Annotated in this window: 13 protein-coding genes; 6 read left to right on the top strand and 7 right to left on the bottom strand. The window is 48.1% G+C overall.

Translation table 11 applies throughout. The features are described 5' to 3' along the window. Window positions 1-59: 59 nt before the first annotated feature. Both B3A20_RS11050 and B3A20_RS11045 read left to right on the top strand, forming a co-directional pair. On the top strand, window positions 60-1,052 hold the full coding sequence (locus B3A20_RS11050) for a tetratricopeptide repeat protein (RefSeq protein ID WP_290764726.1): 993 nt from the start codon (window positions 60-62) through the stop codon (window positions 1,050-1,052). 75 nt (window positions 1,053-1,127) lie between these two features. Continuing rightward, the gene (locus B3A20_RS11045) at window positions 1,128-2,195 is read left to right on the top strand and encodes a DUF3300 domain-containing protein (protein WP_290764724.1); all 1,068 of its coding nucleotides are present in this window, start codon (window positions 1,128-1,130) and stop codon (window positions 2,193-2,195) included. Between the two features lie 137 nt (window positions 2,196-2,332). Here the strand turns inward: B3A20_RS11045 and nth are convergent, their stop codons facing one another. Beyond that, window positions 2,333-2,959 carry an endonuclease III gene (gene nth / locus B3A20_RS11040; protein WP_290764722.1) on the bottom strand — a complete coding sequence of 209 codons (627 nt, stop codon included), beginning with the start codon at window positions 2,957-2,959 and terminating at the stop codon, window positions 2,333-2,335. Window positions 2,960-3,013: 54 nt separating this feature from the next. Next, window positions 3,014-3,799, bottom strand: coding sequence for a serine O-acetyltransferase (gene cysE, locus B3A20_RS11035; protein WP_290764719.1), 786 nt, complete (start codon window positions 3,797-3,799; stop codon window positions 3,014-3,016). A 317-nt stretch (window positions 3,800-4,116) separates the two neighbouring features. On the opposite strand from cysE, the gene B3A20_RS11030 reads away from it, so the two are divergent. Together B3A20_RS11030 and B3A20_RS11025 are read left to right on the top strand one after the other, a co-directional pair. Then, window positions 4,117-4,818 carry an acyltransferase family protein gene (locus B3A20_RS11030; RefSeq protein ID WP_290764717.1) on the top strand — a complete coding sequence of 234 codons (702 nt, stop codon included), beginning with the start codon at window positions 4,117-4,119 and terminating at the stop codon, window positions 4,816-4,818. A gap of 98 nt (window positions 4,819-4,916) precedes the next feature. Continuing rightward, window positions 4,917-5,171, top strand: a complete 255-nt coding sequence (locus B3A20_RS11025; protein WP_290764716.1) for a hypothetical protein — start codon at window positions 4,917-4,919, stop codon at window positions 5,169-5,171. On the opposite strand, the gene B3A20_RS11020 is transcribed toward B3A20_RS11025, so the two are convergent. From B3A20_RS11020 to B3A20_RS11005, 4 genes are all read right to left on the bottom strand, one after another. Continuing rightward, window positions 5,166-6,350: a phosphotransferase gene (locus B3A20_RS11020; protein WP_290764714.1), complete on the bottom strand. Its 1,185-nt coding sequence runs from the start codon at window positions 6,348-6,350 to the stop codon at window positions 5,166-5,168. The two genes, B3A20_RS11025 and B3A20_RS11020, sit on opposite strands and share 6 nt — an antisense overlap. Before the next feature lie 243 nt (window positions 6,351-6,593). Beyond that, entirely contained in the window at window positions 6,594-6,956 is a 363-nt protein-coding gene (locus B3A20_RS11015) for a hypothetical protein (protein ID WP_290764712.1), read from the bottom strand. 2 nt (window positions 6,957-6,958) lie between these two features. Further along, window positions 6,959-7,096 carry a hypothetical protein gene (locus tag B3A20_RS11010; protein WP_173462673.1) on the bottom strand — a complete coding sequence of 46 codons (138 nt, stop codon included), beginning with the start codon at window positions 7,094-7,096 and terminating at the stop codon, window positions 6,959-6,961. Between the two features lie 231 nt (window positions 7,097-7,327). Continuing rightward, a complete protein-coding gene (locus tag B3A20_RS11005) occupies window positions 7,328-8,125 on the bottom strand; it encodes a nitrilase-related carbon-nitrogen hydrolase (protein WP_290764708.1) in 798 nt (265 codons plus the stop codon). 66 nt (window positions 8,126-8,191) lie between these two features. On the opposite strand from B3A20_RS11005, the gene B3A20_RS11000 reads away from it, so the two are divergent. Together B3A20_RS11000 and B3A20_RS10995 are read left to right on the top strand one after the other, a co-directional pair. Further along, on the top strand, window positions 8,192-10,540 hold the full coding sequence (locus B3A20_RS11000; RefSeq protein ID WP_290764705.1) for a hypothetical protein: 2,349 nt from the start codon (window positions 8,192-8,194) through the stop codon (window positions 10,538-10,540). A 105-nt stretch (window positions 10,541-10,645) separates the two neighbouring features. Further along, window positions 10,646-11,368 carry a M15 family metallopeptidase gene (locus tag B3A20_RS10995; RefSeq protein ID WP_290764703.1) on the top strand — a complete coding sequence of 241 codons (723 nt, stop codon included), beginning with the start codon at window positions 10,646-10,648 and terminating at the stop codon, window positions 11,366-11,368. A 92-nt stretch (window positions 11,369-11,460) separates the two neighbouring features. On the opposite strand, the gene B3A20_RS10990 is transcribed toward B3A20_RS10995, so the two are convergent. Next, window positions 11,461-12,423, bottom strand: coding sequence for an L-threonylcarbamoyladenylate synthase (locus tag B3A20_RS10990; RefSeq protein WP_290764700.1), 963 nt, complete (start codon window positions 12,421-12,423; stop codon window positions 11,461-11,463). Window positions 12,424-12,453: the final 30 nt, after the last annotated feature.

Raw genomic sequence — 12,453 nt, 5'->3', positions numbered from 1 at the left:
TTTATTGTGATTATTTTGTATTTTGTTTTAGTAGACTAAACTAAGAAGGAATGGGATCTATGAAAAGTAAAATTCTGATTTTAATATGTGCGCTTGTGGCGCTTTCGTTTGCCAAAGATGAAAATCCTTTGCAAGAGGCGATGGAAATCATTAAAGAGTCAAAAACTCTTTACTCGTTAAAGTATTTGGATAAACCAATTCCAGTGCCTGATCGAAGCCGGCTGATAAACTACCCGGTCTACCGTGAGAAAAATGGCGATAGCTATGATGTGAAAGCGATTAAGGCTACGGGCGAGGCTAAAAAATTACTCGACAAGGCTGAAAATTATTTTGGGTCCCATCAGTATGCCAAGGCACGTGATGCCTATACGCTGGCTTTGCAAGAGGATCCGAAATTGTATAGCGCTATAACCTATATTGGTCAGACTTACGGGATCGAAGAAAATTGGGACAAGGCTGAACTTTGGTATAAAAAGGCGATTGAGGCAAACTATGTAGATTTTCTCGCACACTGGTTGCTTGCCGATGTCTATAAAATCAAGGGCCAAAAGGAAAAAGCTCTTGATGAAATTTCTATTGCAAAAGTCCTGAATCGCAATAACCCGCGATTGGAAGCGTTGCGCAAGGAAATTTACGGATTAAATGGCTTGAATATTAAGAATTGGACTTTTAACCCGCAGGTAAGGATGTCCAGGGATTCTGTTACGGGGAATGTGAATATTGTTGCCGACTCGATTTGGTCGTATTATGCATTTGTTCAAGCGGCATGGTTTTATGAACCCGTGTATAAGGCGAAGGCAAAAAAGTATTCAATGCCTCAAGCAATGTATAGGGAATGCTTGATGGGGTTCCTTCCGTTTATAGGCGATAAGGCTCTTGTAGATTCCGTTGACGTACTGAAAAGACTCGTTAAGGTTATTGAAGCGGATAAGTTGGATGAATTCGTTTTTTACGATATGCTCCTTCTGGATTATCCGACAGCATCGTTCCAGTTGGATAAAAAGCAAATCGAGGGCCTCAAGGATTACTTGATTTGGGCAAATCAAAAGTAGTTTTTGGATAATCTTGAAACCAAGGGGTGGTCGGCGGCATCTAATAAGATGTATTTTAAGGATAAGGAGGTTCCTATGTTTAAAAAGACGTTAAAATACGTTTTGCCATTGGTGTTTCTTTTGGCAGGATTGGCGAACGCCCAGACGCGCTATACGCCTTCGGAACTGGATACGCTCGTTTCGACGATTGCGCTTTATCCGGACCCGCTCTTGGTGCACGTATTGGATGCGACAACGCATGGCGAAGACCTTCCGAGTGCATCTGCGTTTGCAACTGCAAATCGCCATTTGAAGGGTGATGATTTGGCGGCTGCAATTGAACGAGCCGAGCTCGATTACGATGAGTCGGTGATTGCGCTTATCCCGTTCCCGGATGTCCTCCGCAAGCTTGCAAAATATGCGACGTGGGCAAACCAGCTCGGCGAAGCGGTCGAAATGCAAAAAGCCGATGTGATGGATGCTGTGCAGAGAATGCGCAAGGTCGCCCACAAGAATGGCTATTTGAATAGTGATGATAAAATTGCTGTGAAGGTTGATGACAACGTGTCGATTCAGCCGGTTCGCGAAGAATATGTGTACGTTCCGGAATACGACCCGCGTGTTGTCTATTACGTTGTTTCGGACGGTAGTTTCCGCTTGCGTTATGTGAATGGCGTTTGGACTGGGGCCGGTCTCGTTTACTGGGGCTGGGATCCGTTCTATTACGATTGGGTGCATCGCCGCCCGCATTACCGCCATCCGCATCGCTATGCACCGCCTCCGCGTCACCGTCGCTTTCATGAATCGGCGCGCCCACCGCGCCATAATAGGCCGCATTACGACAGACCCGCGCCGAGGCGCTTTGATAATCCGCCGCCGCGTCCGCGTTCGTCGTGGGATGGGCGACCGTCGGCACCGCCTCCTGCGCCTCCGGCACCACAGGCACCGAATGGCTTGAGAAGAATGGCGCCCTCCGCTCAGGCTCCTTCGAACAATGCTCGACCGACGCCTCCGCCTCCATCGAATTATAGGCGGCCGACACCGCCTCCGCCGCAGGCTTCTAGCTCAAATGACGATGAAAACAACCGCTGGAATTCTCGTCGTTCAGAACACCATCACGGTCCGCGCAATGCGCCCCCTCCGCCACCATCGCGTAGAAGGTAAGGGCTTCTGCGCACCTTTGTCATTCCTCTTCGAGGCATGACATGTTCGCCTCGGATATAGAAACATGCAAGCATGTTTCTGCATCACTCGGCTCCTTTGTCATTCCCGCCACCGAGCGGGAATCTCCTTTTTTAGGGTTACTTGCGCTTTTTCACGACAGAGCATATTGGGCATTCTTCATCTTTGTGCCCGCGCGCTTTGCAGTAGTTGCGCCCAAAATAAATGATTTGCAAATGACGCTTTTCCCATTCGCTTTCGGGAAAAGCTTTTTTTAAATCTGCTTCGGTCTTTTCGACGCTCGAACCGTCGCTTAATCCCCAGCGTTCGGCGAGGCGGTGGATATGCGTATCGACCGGGAATGCCGGGAGCTTAAAGATGTGGCTCATGATGACGCTCGCCGTCTTGTGGCCGACTCCAGGGAGGCTTTCAAGTTCCTCGAACGTGTGCGGGACTTCGCCCTTGAACTTTTCGACGAGCGCTTGCGAGAGCTTGAAAATGTTCACGCTCTTGGTGTTAAAGAAACCGCATGGCTTGATAATTTCGGCAATGCGGTCAACGCCGAGCTTAATCATTTTGGCTGGCGTGTCTGCTTCTTTAAAGAGAACCGCGGTCACCTGATTCACGCGGATGTCTGTGCACTGGGCGCTTAAAACGACAGCCACGAGGAGCGTGAATGGGCTTGTAAAATCTAGCGGAATGGGCGGATTCGGGTACAGCTCGTCCAGCTTATCGCCGATAAATTTGATTTTCGCTGCTCTGTTCATTTGCACGGATCTCGCTCTTCTAGGCTATAAACTAGTGACTGCGGCGAAGCCTCGTTAAATGTCGCGAGTGAAGTCCTGTTGCATGTTGAAGCTTGGCATTTCGTCGTGTGGGTGGCCTACCTGGACGGCTGGCACGCCAGCATACGTCGTATGAGCGGGGACATCGTGAAGCACTACAGCACCTGCACCAATTTTTGCGCCATCGCCAATGTGGATGTTGCCAAGCAACTGCGCATGGGCGCCGAGCATCACGCCGTTACCGACTTTCGGGTGACGGTCGCCAATTTCGTTACCGGTACCGCCCAAAGTCACTCCATGCAAAAAGCTTACGTTGTTCCCGACTGTCGCTGTTTCGCCAATTACGATGTTTGTGGCATGGTCAATCAAAAGCCCGTGGCCAATTTTTGCTGCCGGGTGGATGTCCATGCCGAACTTGCGGCTGATGATGTTCTGGAGCATCTTTGCCGGGAAATGCCTATGTTCTTCCCACAGAACGTGGGCTACGCGGTAAGCCTGCAATCCCTGGAAGCCCTTGAACAAAAGGAGCGGTTCCAAGTGGCTTGTGCAGGCCGGGTCGCGGAGAACGGTTGCTCGCAAGTCCTTTGTCGCGCAAAGGAGCAGGTTGGGATACTTTTCGTACATGGCACTGAACATTTTCTCGAGTTCAGCACGGTCGATGACTTCACCGGCGAGCTGACAGGCGAGGGTCACGCAGAGCATATCCGCAAAGTTCTTGCGGTTAAGGACTTGCTCTTCGAGCATTAACTTTGAAAGCGGCTCGGTATTGACGAGTTCTTGCGCTTCCTTGCGGAGTAACTGTTCCATTTCTTCTGGTGTCATGATGACGCCAAATATAAAAAATGTTGAAGGCTTCGCCTTAGAGTAGATTTTGAATCAAAATGAAAATTATGCGGGCGGGGCCCCAGCTCGGAGTTGACGCCTACGGCGTCAGCGGCTTCACTCGGTTATGTCGGTCTGCAAGCAGCCCGTCGCAACACTCGTTTTGCACGCTACTGCGAAGGAATGGCCTTGGCCGACGCTTTTTTCAAAACTTTTTTAAATCGGAAGTTTTAATTATATTTTTAATACAATTTTGAAGGTGATGAACCATAAAAAATAGTCCTTTTTCTAAATTTGTTGGAAAATAAGGATTATTTATGTCAAAAGAAGTTTTTGCAGCTCCTAAGCCGCGCAATTCCAATCTAGAGTTGTTTCGCATCATCGTGATGCTATTGATTGTCGCTCACCATTACGTGGTTAACTCAGGATTGATGCCAATTATGGCGGAAAATCCGACATCGGTAAAGTCAATGTTTCTTTATTTGTTTGGGTGGGCTGGTAAGACAGGCATTGACTGTTTTGTGTTGATTACCGGCTACTTTATGTGCAAGTCGGACATCAGCCTAAAAAAGTTCCTAAAACTATTTGGAGCGTACTACTTTTATAAGCTTCTTTTTTTCGGCATTTTCGTCGTAACGGGTTATGTGGAACTTTCTCCTAAATTTGTTATCAAGTCTTTGATGCCGATAAAATCTATAAAAGATGGATTTGTCAGCTGTTTCCTAGTTTTCTTCTGCTTCATTCCGTTCCTGAATATTTTAATCAAAGGCATGACCAAACGACAACATCAGTTGCTCTTGGGGCTTTGCTTGCTTGTGTACAGCGTTTTCCCACAATTGTTAATCAATGTTACGTTTAATTATGTGGGTTGGTTTATGGTGATTTATCTCATTGGGTCTTACTTTAGGCTTTATCCGCCACAGTGGTCGCAAAACACCAAACGTACGGGTTGGTTGGCTTTGGGCTTTATTACATTGTCCCTAGCCAGCGTGTGGGGGGGGTACAAATGTGCAGTATAATAAATAAGAATTTAAGCTATTTCTTTGTGGCCGACTCAAACAAGCCGCTTGCAGTCGCTACGGCCGTCTGTGCATTTTTATTTTTCAAGAATTTGAAAATGGGTTACAGTAAGATAATCAATACTATTGCTGCTTCCGCATTTGGTGTTTTGTTGATTCATGCAAACAGCGATACGATGCGTCAATGGCTATGGCGTGATACACTCAATAACGCAGGGCATTATGCAGGGAATATATACCTGCATGCTGTAGCCAGTGTTCTTGCTGTTTATGCAATATGCACCTTGATTGATTTCGTGAGAATTCAGCTTTTAGAGAAACCTGTATTCAAAAAACTTGATTCAAAATTATAACTCTAGTAGCGCTTTGGCGGGAATCCAAAACCAGTCGGGGCGAAATTCTAGCTCGTAGCATGCTTCGTAGATAGCTTTCGCGAGAATGTAGGGCTTGGATTCCTTCTCGATTTCTTCGGTGGAAATCCCGGAAACCTTGGAATATCCTGTGACAAAAGCTTTTTGAGCTTCGGTTGGGTCGGTCTTGGCGACGGCGCCTGCGTAGGCAAAACTGCGCAACATTCCGGCGATATCGACTGCGGGGGAGCGGATGGTGCGCCTATAGTCGAGGCTTCGCGTGGGTTCCCCTTCAAAGTCAATAATTTCGAAATGCTTGGTGCCGTTGGCGCTTTGCGTAATCAGAACTTGCCCGAGGTGATAGTCCCCGTGGATGCGCTGTTTTTTGATGGTCTTGTCGCTGAATGTCTCGCGGAGCAAGTCGCTGTAGCGGAGCCGTAGTTCCGGGAGCTTTTCTCGCAGTTGCGGGGTGTGTTCGGTGTCGGATGTCGCTTGCAAAAGTTGCGCCAGCCGGTCAAATGGCGGCTCTATGCTACTGTACTTGGGACCGCTTAATCGCTTGAGGCTTTCGTGCATTTGCGCCGTGGACATTCCGAGCTGGAAAGCGTCCGTGCTATTCATGTTATTGCAGAATTCGCTCCAGGCGTCAAGTGCGTTCGGGAAATGCTCTTCTAAAATGCCCCATGTGTAAACTTCACCGCCTTTGGCCTTGTAGTTGCAGACGGCGTAAAGTCTCGGAACGCGGCTGCTGTCCGCCTTGTTCATAGCTTCAAGAATTTCGGCTTCGGGGTGTAAACCCGGTTCTAGCCTGCGGTAAAGCTTGAAGAAAAACTTGCCGGGAGCGCAAAATGCAGAATTGCTTTGTTCCTTAGAAACGGGCTTGATACTCGTGAGAGCCGCTCTCGAAAACGGCGCTGTAATCCGAAACGAGAAAAATCCGGAGTCACCTGCGAAAACAGACTGCTGAGAGCCATCGAGGAATGCGTCTTCGAGAATTTTACCGACCGCATTTTCGTCATCGATGACAGTGTAAATATCGCTTTCGCCATCGTCAAACGAAACCTTGATAAGCCTGATGCGCGTGTTGCCGGCTTCTGTGGAGTCGAGCGTGTCAGCGCGTAAGATGGTTCTGTTTTTCCCCATGAACCAACGTTGTTTGCTAAAATACTTGATAAGGTTCATAATATAAACTTGTCATTCCCGCGAAGGCGGGAATCTCCCTACACGTTTTGTTTTGAATATATATTTTTTGACTAGAAAATATTTTTTTAATAATAAACCGTTAGACCAAAATAATATATAATATAAAACGTAGGAGATGGAAGGGTGGATTCTCCTTGGAAAAACAAAGAAAGTGTCTTCGATTATGGTCGATGTTTGGTCGATACGGATTAGGAGAGGGCACTTTCTTTTCTTTTTTGCCCGTTATTTTCCCGTATTTTGGAGAGGTGCGAAATAGCCTTGCGTGCGCAATGCTGCTAGGATTTTTAGCTGTTGCGGCACGGGTTCGCGCGGGAGCCCTTCAATGACGAAGGGGGGAATCTGCTTGATGGGTTTGAATGCTTCTGGAACATCGCTGTAATCACAGAGCTGCCATGCGGCAAGCAGTTTTTCAATGAATTCCGTCCATGGAAAACTGTCGGACGGATGCATGGTAAATCTTGCGGGCTTGAGGTTGTCCCTCGCATCGAGCAAGAGGCTCCCGTCTTTATAACAAGCAATAACGGCGGCCTTACGAGAAGCTCCGTCGGTTGCTTGTTGGGCGGGTATGTTCAGAATGAGCTGCAAGCCTATGCCGTTGCGAGGAGTTCACGCTGGAGAAGGCTGTACTCGTGTTCCGAAATAGAGGTGATTTTTAAAATCAGCTCGCGTTTGAGCCCTGCTTTGATGAGCTCTTTTGCTTCGTCAATTTTACTTGTTGTTGCCATATTAAGCCTCTTTTCTTAAAAGACGTAATATAAAAATAATCTTTCTGTGATGAAAATGCCAATACTGGAAAGAAAATTTTTTGGCAAATATATAAAAAATGTGCGCCGTAACACATTGATGATCAATGAATTAGACTTGACGAATTGTCCAAGAAGTGGCTTTGCTGCGGCCGTTTTTGTGTGATTGGGTTCACTCGGTTTTTACTGTTTAGCCCTGTTCTTGCGCCAGTTCTATAAAAATTCTGGAGGGACGATGCCTTCGAGAACGGGGAAGGTTTTGCGGTAGTCTCGTTCCGCTTGGATGTCCAGTTCGGCATAAATGACGACTTCGTTTTGGGTCGGACCTTCGGCGAGAATGTCTCCGTTCGGCGAAATGATGAGAGATGTGCCTGCAAGCGGGAGCTTTTGGTTGGGGTTCTCGCTGACGGCGTTCACGGCGGCGATATAGACCTGATTTTCGATTGCTCGTGCTTTGAGGAGCGTTTCCCAATGGGCTCGTCTCTTGGCGGGCCACGCCGCCTGGATCGTGATGAGGTTTGCTCCTTGTTTGGTTGCTTCACGGAAGATTTCGGGGAACCGCAGGTCGTAGCAGATAAACGAAGCTATGGTCCAATTATTAAATTTAAATAAATTAATTTCTTCGCCCGCTTTAAAGTTTTTCTTTTCGGGAAAGAACAGGTTCATCTTGTCGTATCCGCAGAATTCCTTGGCTTCGTGTGGCTTGTAGATGCTTATGTGGTTATAAAATCCGTGGCTTGCGCGGGTGATGCCTGCTCCCATGATGGTGCAGTTCGTTTCGTCTGCGATTTCGGAGAGTGTTTGTGTTGTTGCTCCTGACTCGTTTGAACTAAAGTCTTCGGCGGCATCGTCCAGATCGGCAGGGACATACCCTGTGGCAAACATCTCGGGAAGGAGCACGAGGCTCCTTGCAACGGGCTTTGCTTTGAAAATCATCTTCTTTGCACGTGCGAGATTTACGGTTTTGTTGCCTTTGGCGCTATCGAACTGGACTAAATAAACTTTAAGCATGCGTATAATATAAGATGTTGAGAGCTCGCTTGAATTTTCCTTGCATAAAATATCTATTTTGAAAGTATGAATTCTCGCCTTTTTTTCTCTTTTGTCTTGTTTCTTGTTGTAGGGGTTCTTGCTGCGTCTCCGACAACGGTTATCGGTGTCGTCCTCGAAGCTGATTCAGACTTGCCTGTCAAGGATGTCGCAATTACATACCAGTCCGGTAAACGAATCGGGGAAACGGATTCCCGAGGTCGATTTGAACTGACCGTTGATTCTAAAAATGCAACGCTTGTGTTTAAAAAGGACGGCTTTGATAGCGTCTTTGTGGATTTGCAAGACTTTGCTGACTTGATGGATATGGTCATTACGCTCAGCACGAATGTGACAAACCTCGGGTCGAGCACGATTATCGGTGGTGGCGAACCCGTCAAGTGGGAAGTGGAACGCACGGTCAAGCTTGAAAAACTCGAAGATGCGGCTGGCATGCGTTTTGATATTACGGATCACCTGAGCCAGATGCCTGGTATTTCGGGCCAGAAAGATTTCAGTAGCGCTCTTTATTATGAAGGTTCCCGTGCTGGCGATGTAGCTTATCACTTGGGACGCCTGCGCATTCCTAACATGCGACATCTGGATTTAGGATTCCCTGGAAACCTGTCCGTTATCAATCCGCATACTTTGAGCGGAATAGAAATTCATGACCATTATGGACAAGGGCCTTTGGGACAGGGCCTGGCAACGTCTATTCAGTATATCCCAGAGCAGACGAGTGGTGAATGGGGCTTGAGAGGTTCTGCTACAATTGCCCAACGTGAAGTCCTGGTGGACGCCCCGTTCTTTTTTTGGGACAGTTTCCGTTTTGCGTTCCGTACGCTAGACGACGGCATCCTCAAGATTCTTGGCGAAAAGTTCTTTACGGAATTACGTAAGCGCGACGACAAGTCGGATGACGGCAAGGTAAAGTCGTCGAATCCGTTTGACCTGACTGCGTTTGACATCTATGCGCAGTTGAACGGTTCTGATTCTTTAGGAAATGCAACTTGGGCTTTGAGGACTTTGTACAGTTCTGATGAATACAGAATTCGTCAGGATACCTCGAAACTTTATAGTAGCGTCAATTCAATTGACATTGCCGAAGGTAGCCAAAGCTACTTGGTGATTGGTGGTGAATACGCTTCAAAGTTTGGAACGAGTTTTCATGCTGGATTTGTCCGCGAGAGCTTGAGTGATACGATTCGCGATACGACTGGATTCCGGTCTGGAAAATTTGTAGATGAATCCGCAAGGACTTTCATTGATGGTTACAGCCAAACGCACACGACTTTGAGTGCTGGTGCAGATAAGCGATTTAATGCCGATATTCTTGGCGCCGATTTGCGCGGTGCTCTTTTGTATGAACATCATTTTGTTGAACGCAGTAATCCAATTTCTGGCGGTGAAGAAAGCCGTGATTATCAGACGGGAGTCTTGTCCGGTGCTGCAACACTTGATTGGAAGAACGATTACTCGGAGCACATGCTCTCGCTCGGTGCCATTGCTGATGTCCATGACCATCACGCTTTGCCGACGGTCTCGTTTGATATGGACCGCAATTTGTCTAAAAAGGACTCCGCCTATTGGAGACTCTTTGGCAATGCTGCCTATCGAGCAGACTGGAAACACTATTATGATGATGGAGACCTGACGGGGCGCTTGGAATCCGGAACGTCGCTCAAGGCAGGCTTTGGATATCGTTCCAAGTACTTAGCGATGCAGTTGGCTGGCTTTGGGCGTTTTTACTTTGACCCTCTGCTCCCGTTGCCGAAGGCATTTGCAAATTACGATGATGTGACTCCTGTGGATTATGCTTGGGTATCTGGTGCAACAGGTTCTCTGGAATGGAAAACATCGCACCATTTTTCCATGGCGATGAATGCAAGTTCTGTTTATGGTGAGTACGAGTTGACGAACGGGAAGTCGTTGCCGTGGGAAGCGAACTCCCGCTTTGATATGGTGTCGCACTTTAGATTCTATCCGCGCAAGGATTCCATCGTCTCTGTTATCTTGACGCACCATGCTGCATGGCACAGACCGCTTTACTACTATGCAATTAAGCCTGCGACCAATGAAAGTAACGGAACTCGCGAACTCAGGGATTATAACAAGTTTACGAATTTGTACAGGACTGACATTCGCGTGAACCTGGATTTGACGAAGTCGAAGTTCTTCTTTAAGCACGCCAGATTCTATTTGGAAGTCGATAACATTTTTGCGAAACTTGATGTTGAAGCTCTTAGATTCCTGGGTTCCCAGAACTGGCGTGAACGTTCATGGGTGGCGAAGGATAAGGACAAGAATACCGCTAATGGATATGATTTGGTGCCGTTCATTGCGAAGGGCATGGGGCTCAATATCGACTTTGGTGTAGAAATCCAGTTGGGAATATAATTAGTAGGCGGTAGGAAGTAGACAGTAGGAAGTTGCGCAAGTTGCCATTGCGAGCCTTTGGCGCTTTCAGGGCGCTGCGCTTTGAGCACATACCTGCATTTTCATATGATTCGATTCTTGTTATTTGTTTTCTTCGCTGTTGCTTTGGCTTTTTCTCACGAAACTGATTCTTTGTTTGTACCGCCGAAGCCCGCAAAACCTTTGCGCTATTGCACTTCGGCAAAGCAATGGGTGGATTACGCCAGTCACGATTCTAATTTGGTCGAAATTACGTATATGCGCGGACTCCGCATGGATTTGCGCTATGCCACTTTTAATAACGTAACTGGTCATGACATGTATTGCGGAATCCAGCGCGCTTTTGTGCACAGAGATGCGTTGCCGAAGCTAAGGCGGGCGCTTTCGCTTCTTGCCAAAGAGCTGCCGGGATATTCACTTGTGATTTTTGATGCGGCTCGTCCGATGTATGCGCAATCGGTTCTGAAAAGTTCTGTGGCGGGGACGCCCTACAGTCATTTCGTTTCGTCGGGCAAGACGGGTGGTCTCCACAATTATGGGCTTGCGCTAGATTTGGGAATTGCCGATAGCACTGGTAATTTGCTCGATATGGGCGCTGACTTTGATTCGTTTGAACGTTGTGCGGGTGTAGTGGGCGAGGCTGATGCTTTAAAGTCCGGGCGCCTCACGCAACAGCAAATCGATAATCGCAATTTGTTGCGCCATATCATGAAGCGTGCGGGGTGGGTGATGCTCCCTAGCGAATGGTGGCATTTTAATGCATTCACGCGTGCCTATACCAAGGAACACTACCCGCTGTTCCCGATGTGAGTTAAGAACTCTAAGTTACGAGTTTCTAGAAAATTTTATGTCAATATTTTCTAATGATCAATGACTACTAACTAGTAACTATAATCTCGTATTTACGGTAATGACTTTATACTTGCACGTTTTAAGCGGTCGTTGAGTGCCATGCCGACGCCTGTGTTCGGGATGGGGTCTACGAGAATCAGGTCGTATTCGGATTTGTCAAGGTCGTGCATAAAGGCATAAAGCTTGGATGTTGCTTCGACCATGTCGCCTGTTGCTGACAAATTTACAGTTGCAGGAACAGGGCCTTGCTGTGTACCGAATGCTATGCGAACGGTATGCTCCGGCAGTTTGTAGCCTGCTGGAACTTCACCGTAGTAAAGCGGGACTTGCGGGCGGTAATGCGTGTCGCATTGGCCGGGGGCGAGCATCGGCTGCCCCGGCTTGGATGTAGATTCCTTGATTTTTACTTCACCGAGGATGGCCTTGAACATCTCTAGCGTGATGGCGCCTGGACGCATCACAGTCGGTTCACCGACGAGCGAGATGATGGAACTTTCGACACCGACGGAACAGGGGCCGCCATCGACAATGCCTGCGATGCGGTCGGCGAGCTGGGCGGCAACGTGTTCAGCGGTCGTGGGGCTCACGTGCTTAAAGAGGTTTGCACTTGGAGCGGCAAGCGGGAGTCCGGATTCCTTGATGATTGCCTGTGCAATCGGATGGCTTGGGAAGCGCACGGCCACGGAGGGAAGGGCGCTTGTGCAAAGGTCGGGGATGCAATCCTTCTTGGGGAGGATGATGGTCATCGGGCCTGGCCAATAGGCTTCGGCGAGTCTGTAGGCGCTATCGGGGATGTCCTTCGCGATGTCGGTGAGTTGTGCAATGTCTGCGATATGGACAATCAGCGGGTCGAACGTTGGGCGTTCTTTAGCGGCGAAAATCTTGGCGAGAGCTTTGGGCTCGAAAGCGTTACCGGCGAGCCCGTAAACCGTTTCTGTCGGGATGGCGACGACTTCGCCTTCCTTGAGGAGGCGGGCTGCTTCGCTTACACTTGTCCATGGCGGGAATTTCATGAAATAAAAAATAGAAAATGCAGAAGGATT

The organism is Fibrobacter sp. UBA4297, from assembly GCF_002394865.1.
Classification (GTDB): domain Bacteria; phylum Fibrobacterota; class Fibrobacteria; order Fibrobacterales; family Fibrobacteraceae; genus Fibrobacter.
The sequence above is the reverse complement of the archived record's forward strand: the minus strand, read 5'-3'. Positions and strand labels throughout refer to the sequence as shown.